The following is a 17,166-nucleotide window of genomic DNA, read 5'->3' on the forward strand; positions in this document are numbered from 1 at the left end:
TTTCTTTACTGGGTTTAGCTTTTTCTGAATGTTTACTGTTTATTAGCTAAAAGCCTGGTTAGAAAAGTAGCGACCTATCTTGCACTAGTCCCCCCATCCCCAAGCGTTTCGCTTTAATGGTTCTGTAAATGCATGGATCACAGACATGAATCAATATAGCCAAAATTCTACTCAATGCATTGTTTCTTGTCTAATTTCTTTTCCATTTGCTGCTATTTGATTTCTAATTTTTCTTTTAACAACGGCGGCGATTCGATCTGGAGATGCAGATCTGGTGCTGGCAGGTGGCATGGAGTCGATGTCCCAGAGCGGGTTTTTCCTGTCCCACCGGGCGAGATGGGGCTATAAATTTCTGCTGGGAAGTCCAGAACCCCTCACGGATATTTTGCTGTACGACGGTTTGACAGACCCCACCACAGCAGAGGCAATGGGAGCGCAAGCTGAACGGTTAGCCGCCGACTACGGCATTACCCGGCATGATCTCGACGAAATTGCTCTATATTCGCAGCAACGAGCAGCGATCGCCACTGAAAAAGGACATTTCAAGCAGGAAATTGCTCCCATTCAGATTGAAAGCAAAAAGGGGATGCAGTGGATCGAGCAAGACGAAGGCATCCGTTTGGATACCACCCTGGAAAGTCTGACCAAGCTCAAGCCTGCTTTTCAGCCAGACGGGGTGTTTACGGCGGGCAACAGCAGCCAAATCTCAACGGAGCGGCAGCACTAGTCTTAGCCAGTCAAGATGCAGTTGATCGCTATCAGCTTAAACCGTTAGCGCGAATTCTGGGTGGAGCTTGGGCGGGGGGCGAGGCATGGCGCTTTCCAGAGGTGCCGATTCTGGCGGTGCAGAAGCTGTTAGACAAGCTGAAGTTGCAGATTCACGATTTTGACCTATTTGAAAACAACGAAGCCTTTGCCCTCAGCAATGTGTTGTTTCACCGCATGCTGGATGTGCCCTACGAAACGCTCAATGTCTATGGTGGGGCGATCGCACTGGGGCATCCGATCGGGGCTTCGGGTGCTCGCATTATCGTTACCTTGCTCAATGCCTTGCGCCATCAAGATGGGCACCTTGGTTTAGCGGCGGTCTGTCACGGTACAGGGGGCGGCACGGCGATCGCCCTGGAACGGCTTTGAGAGTTAATTTGTAAACAACCGTTTCGATCCCCCTAAATCCCCCTTAGCAAGGGGGACTTGAGCATCGGAGCCGAGTTCCCCCCTTGTGAAGGGGGGCTAGGGGGGATCAAACCATACCGATGGTTTCGGAGCTTTAGGTTCACTTTATAAATTGGCTTTGAAACCAGGCTTTAGATACGTAAAACACCGATTTCAGCACAGAAAAGGAGATTCAGGGATGCTTTCGTTAGGGTTGGAAGATAAAACCGTCTTGGTTACTGGGGGAAGTCGAGGCATTGGAGCGGCGATCGTGCGCCTGTTAGATATATTGGGAGCCAGGGTCGCCTACACCTACCGCAGTGAGCACAACGACCCGCCCCAAGGACTGGCGCTTCAGGCAGACGTGACTGACCCTGCTGCCATGAATGCCGTTGCTGAAAAGGTTGAACATAGCCTCAGCCCAATTTATGGGGTGGTTGCCAATGCGGGAATGACGCGCGACAAGGTTTTTCCGAAACTGACTACCGAAGATTGGAATGGCGTTGTGGACACCAACCTGAACGGTCTCTACAATACTCTAAAACCAATTATTCCTAAGCTGTATGAACGGCAGATGGGAGCAGTAGTGTGCATCACCTCGATCTCCGGCGAACGGGGGAATGTAGGTCAGACCAACTATGCCGCCTCTAAGGCAGCGGCGATCGGGTTTACAAAATCTCTCTCGCGGGAAGCGGCGCGGTATGGAGTACGAGCCAATGCTGTTGCTCCGGGATTCATTGAAACCGATATGCTGAAACCGATCCCCGATGCCATTAAAGAACGCATTCTCGCTGAAATTCCCTTCCGACGCTTTGGCAAACCGGAAGAGATTGCCTGGGCAGTGGCATTCCTGCTCTCGCCGATCGCCAGCAGCTATATTACGGGCACGGTTTTGCGGGTCAACGGTGCCCATCACACCTGATCTTGAACCCCGAATCCTGATATACCATTCCCCATCCACCGTTCGGCTGAGCCGCTCACGGCGAAGCCCATCCACCCTAACGCCTGCCGCGACGCTACGCGAACCACCCACCTACTCAAGTAATTCTGGGAGTTTCCTGTGGAACCTAACGTTAAAGAACAGCAGATTGAAATTAACGGCCTGACCATTGCTTATCTGGTCTCAGATCACCCTGAGGTTGAGCAGTCTGCTCCGCCGCTGGTGTTGCTGCATGGAAATGGTGAGAGCGCCTTTGATTGGATGTGGGTGTTGCCTAAACTTGCCTGCCGCTACCGGGTTTATGCACTCGATTCTCCGGGTACCGGGCAGAGCAGTAAACCCGATCGCGCTTATTCGTTGGATTTCCTGACGCGGGTTGTGCTCGATTTTCTAGAAGCCCTGAACCTGGAGCGAGCAATTCTGGTGGGCAACTCCTTGGGAGGACTCATCGCCTTGCGAATTGCCCTCAACGATCCCGAAAAAGTAGCGGCTCTCATCCTGGTAGATAGTGCCGGCTTGGGAGAAGCCATTAACCCCTTATTGTCACAAATGACGCTGCCCGTCTATGGAGAAGCGGCGATCGCCTGGAGTAAGCCGATCCTCAATGCCAAACTGCGGGTCTGGGCGAGAACGGCTCTGCTGTTTGCCAACCCTCTGACTGCCCCCCAAGATTGGATCACCGTCCAAGAAAAACTTACCCAAACACCGGGATTTTTAGAAGCAACTCTCTCGTCACTGCGGGCAATCGCCAACCCTTTCAGGCAGAATTGCATCTTGCTCGATGATTTACCTCAGTTGCAGATGCCAACCCAGATCATTTGGGGCGAAAAAGACTTGATATTGCCGAAATATCAGGCTGAGGATGCGGTACGCCGCCGCCAGAAAGGACAGCTCAGTATCATTCCCAATGCGGGACATGTGCCCCATATTGAGCAACCTGATTTGTTTGTGGAAGCTATCAATCGGTTCCTCAATCAACTCTCTTATACCATTTCCCTTTGATTGGGCTACAGATCACCAAGCTCAACCGGCTAGATTGGACAGGGTCCGTAACTCAAAACTCAAAACTCAAAACTAAGAACTAGTATTATACCGAAGCATCGGGATAGCCTCATCAACCTTTGGATAGTTGAGTGAGTTTTTATTTCGCTCAGGAATGCGAAAGCAAATTAGCGATTGCCCCGATTAATACCTGAGGTTCGATCGGTTTGGCAATGTGTCGTTGAAAGCCTGCGGCCATAGCCTGCTGATAGTCAATTTCTCCAGCATAAGCAGTCAATGCAATTGCGGGAATCGTGCCTCCTTGCTCTGGTGGTAAGGCTCTGATCTGCCGCATCAGCATGTAGCCATCCACATAGGGCATGCCAATATCGCTCAACAGCACCTCTGGCTTGAATTGCGTCAGTGTCGTGAGTGCCTCGCTGGCGGTGGCGGTGGCGATCACCCTTGCCCCGTGTAACTCCAGCAAGAAGGCCAGAAACTCGCGGGTATTGTCATCATCATCCACGACCAGAATGCGAGTACCCTGCAAATTCAGAGAGGATGCAGAGGGTTTTGGATCTGGCTTCGTCGCGGGTTGATGGGGCATCAGCGGTAGTGTGACGGTAAAGGTAGCGCCCTGTCCTTCGCCGGGGCTGTCTGCCTGCACGGCTCCTCCATGCAGTTCTACTAGATAGCGGACAATTGCCAGTCCTAACCCTAGCCCACCGAAGTGGCGGGTGGTGGCCGAACTCTCTTGGCGGAATTGGTCAAACACATAGGGCAGAAAATCAGCAGGAATGCCCTTGCCGGTGTCAGTGACAGTGATTTGGGCTTGAGAGTCACTGCGTTCCAGTCGAATGTCTACTCGTCCTCCTTCTGGAGTGAACTTAACGGCATTGGAGAGCAGGTTCCACACCACTTGCTGCAAGCGGCCGGCATCACCGGAGACTGGCCCGACATCGGGGGCAAACTGAGTGTGAATTTGAATCGATTTGGCGTCTGCCGCCAGTCGCACGGTTTCCATTGCGGCTTGAATGGTGACAACTAGATCGACGGGTTGGGTATCTAAACTCAACTTGCCGCGCAGAATGCGGGAGACGTCTAGCAGGTCGTTGATCAGTTGAGCCTGCATTTGGGCATTGCGCTCAATCACTTCCAACGCCCGATCGGTTTTTTCTGCGTCTAATTGGCGGCTTCGCAGCAGCTTTGACCAACCGAGGATCGGGTTGAGGGGCGTTCGTAATTCATGGGATACCACGGCTAGAAACTCATCCTTGATCCGGCTCGCGGCTTCGGCGGCTTCGCGGGCAGCTTGTTCGCGGGCAAGGAGCTGTTCTCGTTCCTCTGCAAGGCGCAAGCGAATGGCTTCGGCGCGTTTGTGTTCGGTGATGTTGAGGACGGTTCCAATAAAACGCACGGGTTCGCGGTTTGAGTTGAAATAAACTTGTCCTTTAGCAGCGACCCACCGTTCGATGCCATCTGCAATCCCAATCGTGCGGTATTCTGCGTCATAGTGACCGCCACTTTCTGGCTCAAACGACCGTTGCACGATGTTACGTACCCGGTCCCGCTCGTCGGGATGCAGGCTCTTGTAAAAGATGTCGATACTGGTTTGAGCATCGGCAGGTAGGCCAAACAGAGCTTTCCAGGTTGTGTCGCAAACCAGTTCGTTGGTAGCCAGGTTCCAGTCCCAGGTGCCGAGTTGCGCTGATTCTAGCGCCATCCGCAGACGATCTTCACTTTGGCGCAGTGCTGCTTCTATCTGGTTGCGTTCAGCTTCAACTCGCTTGCGGTCGGTGATGTCCAGCAGGACACCGCGGGTTGAAACTAGGGTGCCGTTTGCATCATAGCTGGCACTACCTCGGGCGAGAATCCAACGTACAGTGCCATCGGGCCATTGGGTGCGGTATTCATTTTCGGTGTGGGTTGGACCGGCCTGTAAATCGCTGACGATAGTTTGAATCAACGAGCGATCGTCGGGGTGAACGGCATCCAAAAACACCTGCATCGTCATTTCGGTATGGGCAGGTAGGCCAAACATCGCTTTGGCGCGGTCGGTCCAGGTGAGGCTGTCGGTTGCCACATCCCAATACCACATGCCCAAATTGGCTCCTTCTGTTGCCAGTCGAAGCTGCTCTTCACTTTTCCGCAGAGCAGTCTCAGTCAAAACCCGCTGCGTAATATCGATAAAGGCGGCCAGTACGCCTCGAACATTGCCCTGCTCATCCCACAACGGAGAGCAATAGGAGAGCAGCTTAAACAGCGTGCCATCTGGATGCACAAGATCTAGAACTTCATCCCTCACCTCGGTGTTATGACGGGCAGCGTACTGCATGGGCAAATCTGCAACCGGGATCTCGGCTCCATTCCGACACAAGCGATAGGCCGGACGAACTTCCGGTGGTGCACTTTGGGAGGCGTTGGCAGTAACTGGGACCCGAATCAGTTCCGACAGGTACGGATTGACGCGAATCGTATGGCAATCTGGATCTGCCGCGATCGCGACGCCAATCGGCAGCAAGTCGAACAGGGTCTGTAGCTCGTTGATCCGATGAGTGAGCTGCTGATTTAGGGTTTGCAGTTCAGCTTCCGTGCGTTTGCGTGCCGTAACGTCTCGATAGAAAATGCCGAGGCCGTCTTGCGAGGGGTAGGCATAGATTTCTAGCCAGACATCGTAGTCAGGAGCGGAATAATAGCGATGTTCAAAGTGAACGGGGACCTGCTCTGCCATGGCCCGCCGGTACTGGTGTTCCACAGCGGTGCCAACCGAGGCTGGCCATTCTTCCCAGTGGGTTTTGCCCAGCGATTCCGCACGCGGCTTGTGGTTGATCCGTTCGGCTGCGGCATTCAGGTAAATAATCCGCCAATCCTGGTCAAGCGCCACAAAAGCATCGGACATATGTTCCAGCAGATGGGTGAGCCGCTGTTGAGCCGCTTCTGCTTCAATTCGTAGCTGCTGCTCGCGATGCAGTGCTTCTTCCCGGGCCTGTGCGGCTAATTTTTCCTGCGTAATGTCTCGCACTTCGATGATGGTGCCAATAACGCGATCGTCCTCGCGAATTGGACTAGCAGTGTAAGCAACCGGATAAAAGTGGCCGTCTTTGTGGATAAAGACCTCTTCTCCCTGCTCCTGATTATTTTGGGGAAAGGCACGGTCGATTGGGCACTCGCATAAGGGGTAGGGGCGACCATCCGGGCGCGTATGGTGAATCACATCGTGCAGGGTACGCCCTTTTGTTTCGTCTAAACGGTAACCAGTCAGCGTTTCTGCTGCTGGGTTCATATATATACACTGCTGGTGCTCGTCCATAATGAACAGGGCGAGCGTAGCGTTATTACAGATTACTTCCAGAAGACGCTTATAAAAATCAGAAGTTTGAGATTCTTGAGGTAAACGATGGTATTCACTCAATGATACAATTTGATCGGATTTCATACTCGTTTTGCTTCGAACTTCTGAATATTAAGCTAATTATTTACTTAACTGTCAATATAAAAAATTAACTATGTTTCTAGTAGTGTTCTGTTGCTGATAGCCATCGCTGATAGCTTTTACTAGTTTTTATATTCTCAAGCATTACTATGAGCAGTCTAGGATAGACTGCCTCCTTGCACATCCTCTACCATTGGGTAGGATTTGTAATCTACCCTTGGAGTGAGCTTTAGCACTCAGTTAAGATGTGGTTGGACTATGGCAAAATTTAACCTGATTTAACCTATAGTTGAGCAAGATCTAAGCTGAGACAGGATGTAAGCTGAGGCAAGAGCTAAGCTAATGGAGCGGCTGAAGCTGTTAAAGATGCCTCTTGATCTCTACCCCAGGTGGGGTACGCTGCTGCTCTATCTGTTTTATGCTTCCTCCTAAAGGTAGAGAAAACAACCATGCCAGTTACAATGGGCCAGTTACAACGCCGTCAACCGAGAGATTTAGGGGCCACCTAGGGGAGGAAAATCATATCCCGTCTATTTCCAGATCTGGATATATGGTAGGTTCGCAGAGAAAACTGTTAAATTCAATTTTCAGAAAGCTATAAAACGCTATAAATAGAGAAAGTTATAAACAAAGATTGGTATGCGGTTAGTATACGATTAATAACGGATAGTAACAAATACTGATATTGAATTCCCAAATCCGATGATAAAGGGTTGGGCAAGTAGACTGGAAGGAATGCAAAGACCATGACATCTGAGATGGGGCAACTGAACTTAGACGATATTTTAATCACCGAAGGATTGTCCCATCGCTCGCCCAGATCGCCTGATCTGAAGGCAGAAAATGCTGCCCTCCGCACTTTGGCACGACAATTGCTTGAGCAACCTCAAACCATGCTCAAAACGTTAGTCACCCTTGCCAAAGACCTCTGCCAAGCAGGTACAGCCGGAGTGAGTTTGCTAGAAAGCACATCCAGCGGCGAAGCTATCTTCCGCTGGGTGGCGATTGCCGGAGCGCTAGAACGCTACGAGCGGGGAACAATCCCTTGTCACCTTAGCCCTTGTGGTGTCTGTTTAGAGCGCCAATCGCCTCAGCTTTACGCCTATCCGGCACGACATTTTACTGAGCTGCAATTTATCGACCCCCAGATTGTGGAGGGTCTGGCGATTCCGTTGATGGCCGTGGGTGAACCCCTAGGCGTGATTTGGATTGTCTCCCACGATGCCCAGCGGCAGTTTGATGCTGAAGATGTGCGGGTGATGACCAGTCTGGCGGATTTTACCGCTACCGCCCTGCATAATGACCAGATCCGTCAGTCCTTACAGCAACGCGAAGCAGAACTCCGGGTCGTCACCAATACTGTCCCGGTTCTGATTTCCTTTGTGGATCGGGAGCAGCGCTACCGCTTCAATAACCGCACCTATGAAGAATGGTTTGGGCAATCTGCCGCCGCGGTTTATGGTAAGACGCTCTGGGAGGTGCTGGGTGAATCGGCGTATCGCACGCTTCGTCCCTATGTGGAGCAGGTTTTGAGCGGGGAACTGGTGACATTTGAGAGCGAGGTTCCCTATCAAGATGGCGGCAGGCGCTATGTACAAGCCACCTATGTTCCCCGCTTTGACAGCCAAGCTACGGTCGAAGGATTTGTGGCGTTGGTAAGTGACATTAGCGAACGCAAGCAAGCTGAGGCTGCCCTCCGCCAAGGTGAAGAACGCTTGCGGATTGCCCAACAGGCTGCTAAAGCTGGCGTCTGGGACTGGGATGTCCTCACGAATCAAGTGACTTGGTCCGAGGAATATTACCAGCTCTATGGTCTGGATCCGGCCACTACTCAACCCTCCTACGAAAACTGGCTGGCAGCAATTCTAGAGCCAGATCGCGCTCATGCCGATCGCGCTGCCCGTGAGTCCCTAGAGCATCAGACCAATCTCAACGTCGAGTTTCGGATTCTTCACCCTACCCAGGGGGAACGCTGGATTACGGCGATGGGTCAAACTTTCTATGACGCTAACCACCGGCCCATCCGCATGACCGGAATTGCCCTAGATACAACTGACCGCAAACGCGCAGAAGAAGCGCTGCGCCAGAGTGAATTCAAGTATCAAACCTTGGTAAAAAACATGCCAGGGATGATTTACCGTTATGTTCCTAACCCGCAGGGTAAGGATAGCTTTACCTATGTCAGTTCTGGTTCTCGTCAGCTGTTTGAATTAGCACCGGAAACCATTCTGCAAGATGCGAACGCCCTCTGGTCCCTGATTCATCCTGAGGATTTACCGTCGCTACAATCCTCTGTAAACACTGCTATCGTCAACTCAACCGACTGGCAGTGGGAAGGCCGCATTATCACCCCGTCTGGCCAACTTAAGTGGATTCAGGGCAAGTCTCGTGTGGAAGAAACCGAGCATGGCAAGGTGTGGGATGGCTTGCTGATTGATATTAGCGACCGCAAACAAGCCGAACTTGAACGCGAACAACTGCTGACTCGTGAGCGTCACTACATCAACCAATTGCAGGGCTTAACCACCGCTGCCCTGACGATCAACTCTGCCCTTTCGGTGGAGCAGGTGCTGCAACTGATTACCGATCAGGCCGCTGCCATTATTGGAGCGCATCAATCGGTCACCAGCATGGCCTTGAACCAGAACTGGGCGCAGGCCATTACTGCGGTTTACCTATCTGACAAATACGCCCAGTGGCGAGGCTATGACGAGAAACCAGACGGCTCCGGCATCTACGCCTGTGTGTGTCATCTGAATCAACCTATGCGGCTAACCCAAGCTGAACTAGAGTCCCATCCCCGCTGGCAAGGGTTCGGCCAAGCGGTCGCCAATCACCCTCCCATGCGCGGCTGGCTGGCAGCTCCCCTAGTTGGACGAGAGGGCCAAAACATTGGCCTAATTCAGCTTTCCGATAAGTATGAGGGAGAGTTCAGCGAAACCGATGAAGTGATTCTAGTGCAGCTAGCGCAAATGGCTTCGGTTGCTGTTGAAAATGCCCGACTGTATGAAGCGGAACGGCAGACCCGAGCCGCTGCCGAAGCATCTCGCGAAGAGGCCCAAGCTGCCAATCGAATTAAAGATGAATTTCTTGCTGTACTTTCCCATGAACTGCGCTCGCCCCTCAATCCAATTCTCGGCTGGGTCAAACTGCTGCGAAATCGCAAGCTGAATGCAGAAAAGACAACCGAAGCGCTAGCCAGCATTGAACGCAACGCCAAACTGCAAGCTGAACTCATCGAAGATTTGCTCGATGTCTCCCGCATCTTGCGCGGCAAACTCAGCCTCAATATGGTGCCCGTTGATCTCAAGTCCACCATTGCAGCCGCTATGGACACTGTGCGACTGGCCGCAGACGCCAAGCGAATTGAGCTGCACTTCACCGTCAGCACCGGAGTAGACGCAACCCCCTCCCCACCTCAACTGCTGCAGGTGATGGGCGATGCAGGCCGCCTACAGCAGGTCGTGTGGAATCTGCTCTCCAATGCCGTCAAGTTCACCCCCGAAGGAGGGCGAGTGGAGGTACGGCTGGAGCGAGTTGATGAGGGAGATAGGGGAGGTAGGGGAGATAGGGGAGCAGAGTCTTCCCCATCTTCCCCATCTTCCCCATCTTCCCCATCTCCCTCCCCTTCCCCTCCCTACGCCCGCATCACCGTCACTGACACGGGCAAGGGGATTGCGCCGGAGTTCCTGCCCTATGTGTTTGACTACTTCCGGCAGGAGGATGGTACGACGACGCGCCGGTTTGGTGGTTTGGGATTGGGGTTGGCGATCGTGCGTTACTTGGTGGAGTTGCATGGCGGTACCGTTCAGGTCGCTAGTCCGGGTGCAGGTCAGGGAGCTACCTTTACGGTCAGATTGCCGCTGTTAAAGAGCGAAGAGACGGTGCGGGAGAGGAAAGCAGCCCCACGCGCTTCTGCCCTGTCCCATTCCCTGGCTGGCTTACGCATTCTAGTCGTGGATGATGATGCGGATACGCGAAACTTGATTGTTTTTCTGTTACAGCAGGCGGGAGCAGCGGTAACAGCCGTTGCATCAGCTAGCGAGGCGTTTGCACTTTTAACTCAAGCAAAACTAGACCTGCTGTTAAGCGATATTGGTATGCCAGACATAGATGGCTATATGTTGCTGCGGCAGGTACGTGCCTTACCCCCAGAACAGGGAGGCACTATTCCCGCGATTGCCCTCACTGCCTATGCTGGAGAAATCAATCAGCAGCGGGCAGCTGCCGCTGGATTCCAGGGTCATATTGCTAAACCAGTGGAGCCGGAAGCATTGATCCAGGCAATTACAGCATTAAACCCTCGCCCTCTGCCGCTGATCAGCGAAACTGGCTAAGATCAAGGCTGTCCTACTTTCACCGTTTCATCGCCGCCCTTCTTGCCGACTCCGCCCATGTCTGACCCAGTCCCTGAACCTGCCTTGTCCCCATCTCAAGCTGCTGAATTATTTGCCTTATCCGCAACGGACCAACCCGAACTAGCAATTACTGAACCCCAGACGGCCCCTGCCTGCCCAAAAGGGCAGGAGATGCTGAGGGTGCTGCTGGATAGTGTGCAAGCAGGAATTGTTGCCTGTAATGCCGAGGGCATTTTGACGCTCTTTAATCGGACTGCCCGTCAATTTCATGGTCTGCCAGAACAACCCCTGCCGCCGGACCAATGGGCCGAATATTACGACCTATATAGACCCGATGGCAAAACTCGCATGCCCAAAACAGAGATTCCCCTGTTTCGTGCTTTGCAGGGGGAAATTGTTGATCAGGTGGAGATGGTGATTGCTCCCAAAACGGGTATGAGACGGACCTTGCTAGCGAGTGGGCAGGCAATTGTGAATGCCCAAGGGGAAAAACAGGGAGCTGTGGTAGTGATGCATGACATCACGGAGCGGAAACTAATTGAAAACGCATTGCGGAAGAGTGAAGCTCAACTGTCTAGTATCTTTCAAACCATTCCCAATGGCATAGTTATCCTGGATCAGAAGGGCCGGTTGATCACGGCCAATTCAGCCGCAGAACAGATTTTAAGGCTAACTCGGAGCGATTTGACAGAGCGGCTGTACAACGACCCATCTTGGTCGATTACGACCGTGGATGGGCAGCCCTTTCCTGATCAGGAATTGCCGTTTGTCCAGGTGATGCAAACCGGCAAACCTGTCTATGCCGTTGAACATGCTATTACCCACTCTGACGGTACCAGGATTATTCTGTCCATCAATGCCTCTCCTTTATTCGACACAGACGAGAACATCACCCATGTAATTACTGCGATTAGCGATATTACCGAGCGCAAACAGGCCGAAGCCAGCCTGCGGGAGTCGGAAGAACGCTATCGGTCTGTGATTGAAGCGGCGGCTGAAGGAATTGTGTTACAGCATAGCGATGGCACGATCTTCACCTGTAACGCCAGTGCCGAACGAATTTTGGGTCTGACGGCAGCCCAGATGATGGGACGTACCTCTCTAGATCCCCGCTGGGCTGCGATCTACGAAGATGGTTCCCCGTTCCCCGGTGAACTGCATCCGGCGATGGTGACGCTGCGAACTGGCGCACCCCAGTCCAATGTTGTGATGGGAATTTGCAAACCCGATGGCAGCTTGACCTGGATTTCTATCAACACCCGTCCGTTATTTCAACCCGGTCATTCAATGCCCTTTGCGGTGGTCGCTTCCTTTTTTGACATCACCGAACGCAAACAGGCGGAGGCCGTGCGCTTGCGTCTTGCCGAGGAACAGGCCCAACTGATGCGCGAGCAGGCAGCCCGTTTAGAAGCTGAAGCAGAACAGCGCCGCGCTAGCTTTTTGGCCGAGGTGAGTACGGTATTGGCTTCATCTCTAGATTACGAACAAACCCTGCAAAGTGTGGCTCAGCTAGCCGTTCCCTATTTTGCTGACTGGTGCAGTGTGGATCTGTTGAATGACGACGGTACTATTAGTCGCGTTGCAGTAGCTCATTCCGATCCAGAAAAAGTGCAATTGGGATGGGAATTAGCCCAACGCTTTCCCAGACATTTAGACGATGGATACGGCATTTCCCAGGTAATGAAAACTGGACAGAGCGAAATTGCCATCGAGATTACCGATGAGCAACTGGCGGCATCTGTCCCTAATCCTGACTACTTAGAAATTCTGCGCGGCGTAGGCTTAAAGTCCTGTATTATTTCGCCGCTGCCAGCTCGAGAACGAGTGCTGGGTAGCATCACGTTTGTGTTTACCGAATCGAACCGCCACTACAACCTAGACGATCTGAGGCTAGCGGAAGATTTAGCGCGTCGAGCCGCCATCGCTATCGATAATGCCCACCTTTATCACATGGCGCAGCAGGCCAAACAAGCCGCCGAAAAAGCTGCTGAACGCACGGCTCGCTTGCAAACCGTAACCGCTGCTCTCTCAGAATCTCTCACGCCGGAGCAGGTCGCAGAGGTGATTGTAGAGCAGAGTATGGCAGCCCTCGCAGCAGATGCGGCCCTTGTGGCCCTCCTCAACCCAGAGGGGACTGCCCTAGAAATTGTGCGAGCGGTGGGGTATGCCGCCAGTCCGGAGGAGATTCAGCAGCCCTTTCCTATCCAGTCTGCTCTTCCGTTGGCGGAAGCGGTCCGAACCGGGCAGCCAGTCTGGGCCGAGCCATTATCCGAACGGCTAGCCCGCTATCCCCATCTAGCAGAGACCTACCAGCGCTTTCCCTTCCAGACTTGGGTTTCGCTGCCGTTAATAGTTGAAGGCAAAGCCGTGGGTGGGCTATCGCTGTCATTTCTGCCGTTTAAACAGCTCAGTCAGGACGAGCGCGAGTTCATTCTGGCCCTCAGCCGTCAGTGTGCTCAGGCAATTTCCCGCGCCCAGTTGTATGAAGCAGAACGTCAGGCCAGAGCCGAAGCAGAGCAAGCCAACCGAGTCAAAGATGAGTTTCTCGCGATTCTTTCCCACGAGCTACGCACCCCCCTCAACCCGATTTTGGGCTGGTCAAAGCTCCTGCAAATTCAGCCCCTCGACGAACAAAAGACGCGACAGGCGTTAGCCACGATCGAACGCAACGCCAAACTGCAAGCTGAACTCATCGAAGATTTGCTCGATGTCTCCCGCATCTTGCGCGGCAAACTCAGCCTTGATGTAGCTCCAGTTGATCTCAAGTCCACCATTGCAGCCGCTATGGACACTGTGCGACTGGCCGCAGACGCCAAGCGAATTGAGCTGCACTTCACTATCAGCACCGGAGTAGACGCAACTCCCTCCCCACCTCGACTGCTGCAGGTGATGGGCGATGCAGGCCGCCTACAGCAGGTCGTGTGGAATCTGCTCTCCAATGCCGTCAAGTTCACCCCAGAAGGAGGGCGAGTGGAGGTACGGCTGGAACGCAGTGACTCTCAAGCCCAAATCACTGTTACTGACACGGGCAAGGGGATTGCGCCGGAGTTCCTGCCCTATGTGTTTGACTACTTCCGGCAAGAAGATGGGACGACGACGCGCCGGTTTGGTGGCTTGGGCTTGGGGTTGGCGATCGTGCGTCATATTACTGAACTGCATGGAGGGACCGTTTGGGCAGAGAGTTTGGGGGAAGGATTGGGAGCAACCTTTACGGTGCAATTGCCTTTAATGACCAGTGCGGGCAGTGTTGATCAGCAAGAGGAATCTCCAATGATGGCTAACTTGACTGGATTAAAAGTCTTAGCCGTCGATGACGATGACGATATTCGAGAATTGATTGAATTTATTTTGCAGCAAGCTGGAGCAGAGGTGCGGGTTGTTGCTTCTGCCGTTGAGGTTCTACAACAGCTAGACCTATTTGCACCAGATCTACTGATTTGCGATATCGGCATGCCTGAAATGGATGGATATATGCTGATGCGGCAGATTAGAGATCGCCAAATCAGGCAAGCAACTGGACAGTTTTCTCAAACTCTGCCCAAAGCCATTGCCCTGACAGCCTATGCCGGAGAACTTGATCAGCAACAAGCGCTCACCGCCGGATTTCAACTTCACCTGGCTAAACCGGTCGAGCCGGAGCAGCTAATTCGGGCGATTGTGACTCTGCTGCATCAGCATCCAGCGAGCGCAGATTAGCCGCGAGCCAGCAGTCCAAGCCTCTGCTCTGTTGCAGTAAAACCTGAAGTTGGGCTGTGATAGTTGAATGGTAAGCCCTTATTTCACCTGCCTTACTTCACCTGATAGCGAATCAGGGCTTTCACCTGCTGAGGAGAGAGTTTGAGCTGCTGTGCGATGACTGCTTCTAGCTGACGGGCATCGGTTGCGGAAATCTCAAACGTTTGCTGTTTGATCACGCTGGTGACGGCTCGCACACTAACTTGAGAAACGCCGCGATCGCGATCGATAGCAACCTTGATCGACAGAACTTGTTCGGTAGGCGATGGCTGCGGCTCGACTTGCAATGCTGGTGCAGTTGGGTTCGGGCGATTTAGCAACTGCTGCCCAATCAGGCTGCTGCCTGCCCAAAATAGCAGGCCCAACAGCGGCAATGCAAGCCAATCCAGTCCAAAACGCATCGGTGAATTATCTGGCAAACTTACTTGGCAGACTTATCTGGCAAACTTATCTGGCAAACTAAAGAAATCGAGCCGCTTACAGCCTATGGTCATTCTACTAGTGGAGGACGATCCGGAACAATTAGAGCCGCTGCATGCTGCCCTGTCGCAAGCTGGGCATGTTGTGGATGCGGTTGCGGATGGGGAAACGGCCCAGTGGCTATTGACTTCTAAGTCGTATGATCTGCTGATTTTAGACTGGATGCTGCCAAATGTGAGTGGCCTGCAACTCTGTCAACACTACCGCCAAATGGGCAACACGGCTCCGGTGCTGATGCTGACTGCCAAAGACACGACGCCTGACAAAGTGGCAGGGCTGGATGCGGGAGCGGATGACTATTTGGTGAAGCCGGTGGATCTGATCGAGCTGTTGGCGCGAGTGCGGGCACTGGGTAGGCGGTCGCCGCTGTGGAATGGTGAAACTTTGGTGCTGGAAGATTTACAGTTGCATACCAATCGGTTGATGCTCGAACGCGATCAGCAGACGACTCAGCTTTCGATGCGCGAATTTCAGCTGATGGAGTATCTGATGCGCCATCCCAATCAACTGCTCTCGCGGGATCAGATCGAGCGAGCGCTGTGGGAGTGGGGCACGCAGCCGGAAAGCAACGCCGTTTCAACTCTGGTGCGTCGTTTGCGACAGCGGCTGGAATCGGTTGGGGCAAAAGATTGGTTAGAGACGGTATACGGCATGGGGTATCGGTTTGCGCCGCCCAAAGCCGATGTTTAATCAGAGCCGGCAACGATTGGCCTATTGGTTCACCCTGTCGATGGGCGGGATTTTGATTTTCTTTGCGGCAGTTGTCTATTCGCGAGAAGTGCAAACCCAATTGCGAACATTTGATCAGGATCTGTATGCCCGCAGCAAAGCAATCACGACTGCCAGTAACTACCAGTTTGCTCAAAACCAGTGGCGCGTTGATTTGGGCAGCCCGCAAGGCGAGATTGTCTATATTCGCTGGTACGATGCCACGGGTAGGCTACAGCAGTTTGTCGGCGATCGGCCCAGGCAACAGGCAGTTGGAGCGCTTGGCTTTGAAACGCTGGTGCTGGATCAGCAGGCGCTGCGTCAAGTGACGTTGCCCGTGTATCGTCAGCGTGCGCTGCTTGGCTATTTGCAGGTGGCGGTGTCGCTTGCCCCGGTTCATGCAACATTGCAGCAGACCCAGTTGTTTCTGGCCCTGGGTGTTCCAGTGACGCTCGGTTTGATTGGCCTGACCGGCTGGGGGTTGGGCGGATTAGCCATGCAGCCGATTCGCCGTTCCTATACTCAGCTTCAGCGATTTACTGCTGATGCGTCTCATGAATTGCGCGCGCCGCTGGCGGCCATTTTGAGTAACGCCCAGGTGGGTCTGTTGGCCCCCGCGGATGATACAGTCCGGCCTCGGCAACGGTTAGAAAAAATCGTTGACACCACTAAGCGGATGAATAGCTTGGTCAACAATTTGCTGTTTCTGGCGCGTCACGATGGCAAACTTGCTCCGGAAGCATTGCGAAGCGTGGATCTGGTGTCTCTGCTGCAACCGTTAGCGGCGGATTATGCCGCTCAAGCCGCAGACCAGGAATTAAGCTTCGTCAGCCAGTTGCCAAATCAACCGATACCTTTGCAGGCTGATCCGGAATTGCTGCAGCAAGCAGTTAAAAACCTGCTCGATAACGCGATCAAATACACTTTGGCAGGCGGCACAATCGAGCTACAGGTGTTTAGCCAAGGGCGACGGGCCATGATTCAGGTGCGAGATAGCGGCAGCGGCATTCCGGCAGTTGATTTGCCGCATATTTTCGATCGGTTTTACCGAGTTGATCAGGCTAGAACGCGAGAAACCGGCGGTTTTGGGTTAGGGCTGGCGATCGCGCAGCAAATTGTGCAGGCCCATGGCGGACAAATCAGAGTCAGTAGTGTCCTAGGGCAGGGATCCATGTTTGCGATTGAACTGCCACTGAAGCCATAGGGTGTGACCAAAGAGCGTGACCAAAGAGCGTGACCAAAGAGCGTGACACTTTCTTGTCATTTTTGCGGCTCACAATATCAGGTAGAGGTAAGAAACAGTCCGATGCGCTGCGTGAATGACCGCTGATTTGTCCGCTCAAAACCGTTATGCCTGATCCAAGCTAGCTGTGGTT

General features: G+C 53.1%; 9 protein-coding genes and 1 pseudogene. 8 read left to right on the top strand and 2 right to left on the bottom strand.

Translation table 11 applies throughout. The features are described 5' to 3' along the window. The first annotated feature begins 289 nt into the window (after positions 1 to 289). The 4 genes and pseudogenes from HJG54_RS33255 (at position 290) to HJG54_RS33270 (ending at position 3,097) form a co-directional block, all read left to right on the top strand. Positions 290 to 727, top strand: coding sequence for a hypothetical protein (locus HJG54_RS33255; RefSeq protein WP_316436172.1), 438 nt, complete (start codon positions 290 to 292; stop codon positions 725 to 727). A gap of 47 nt (positions 728 to 774) precedes the next feature. Further along, a pseudogene (locus HJG54_RS33260) lies at positions 775 to 1,137 on the top strand (acetyl-CoA C-acyltransferase); the annotation flags it as partial. Between the two features lie 217 nt (positions 1,138 to 1,354). Further along, a complete protein-coding gene (locus HJG54_RS33265; protein ID WP_316436173.1) occupies positions 1,355 to 2,077 on the top strand; it encodes an SDR family oxidoreductase in 723 nt (240 codons plus the stop codon). 138 nt (positions 2,078 to 2,215) lie between these two features. Further along, on the top strand, positions 2,216 to 3,097 hold the full coding sequence (locus tag HJG54_RS33270) for an alpha/beta fold hydrolase (protein ID WP_316436174.1): 882 nt from the start codon (positions 2,216 to 2,218) through the stop codon (positions 3,095 to 3,097). A gap of 148 nt (positions 3,098 to 3,245) precedes the next feature. Here HJG54_RS33270 and HJG54_RS33275 read toward each other — a convergent pair whose 3' ends face one another. Beyond that, the gene (locus tag HJG54_RS33275) at positions 3,246 to 6,512 is read right to left on the bottom strand and encodes a PAS domain S-box protein (RefSeq protein ID WP_316436175.1); all 3,267 of its coding nucleotides are present in this window, start codon (positions 6,510 to 6,512) and stop codon (positions 3,246 to 3,248) included. Between the two features lie 743 nt (positions 6,513 to 7,255). Between HJG54_RS33275 and HJG54_RS33280 the strand changes: the two genes are divergently transcribed. Both HJG54_RS33280 and HJG54_RS33285 read left to right on the top strand, forming a co-directional pair. Then, a complete protein-coding gene (locus HJG54_RS33280; RefSeq protein ID WP_316436176.1) occupies positions 7,256 to 10,846 on the top strand; it encodes a PAS domain-containing protein in 3,591 nt (1,196 codons plus the stop codon). Positions 10,847 to 10,903: 57 nt separating this feature from the next. Then, positions 10,904 to 14,563, top strand: a complete 3,660-nt coding sequence (locus tag HJG54_RS33285; RefSeq protein WP_316436178.1) for a PAS domain S-box protein — start codon at positions 10,904 to 10,906, stop codon at positions 14,561 to 14,563. A gap of 92 nt (positions 14,564 to 14,655) precedes the next feature. Here HJG54_RS33285 and HJG54_RS33290 read toward each other — a convergent pair whose 3' ends face one another. Next, a complete protein-coding gene (locus tag HJG54_RS33290; RefSeq protein WP_316436180.1) occupies positions 14,656 to 15,003 on the bottom strand; it encodes a hypothetical protein in 348 nt (115 codons plus the stop codon). 85 nt (positions 15,004 to 15,088) lie between these two features. Here HJG54_RS33290 and rppA point away from each other — a divergent pair, with 85 nt between their 5' ends. Both rppA and HJG54_RS33300 read left to right on the top strand, forming a co-directional pair. Continuing rightward, complete coding sequence (gene rppA / locus HJG54_RS33295) at positions 15,089 to 15,772, top strand: two-component system response regulator RppA (protein WP_036011629.1); 684 nt, start codon at positions 15,089 to 15,091, stop codon at positions 15,770 to 15,772. After that, positions 15,765 to 16,994, top strand: a complete 1,230-nt coding sequence (locus tag HJG54_RS33300) for a sensor histidine kinase (protein WP_316436182.1) — start codon at positions 15,765 to 15,767, stop codon at positions 16,992 to 16,994. The genes rppA and HJG54_RS33300 overlap by 8 nt, the downstream gene beginning before the upstream one ends. Positions 16,995 to 17,166 lie beyond the last annotated feature (172 nt).

It is taken from the genome of Leptolyngbya sp. NK1-12 (assembly GCF_032598965.1).
Classification (GTDB): domain Bacteria; phylum Cyanobacteriota; class Cyanobacteriia; order Elainellales; family Elainellaceae; genus Elainella.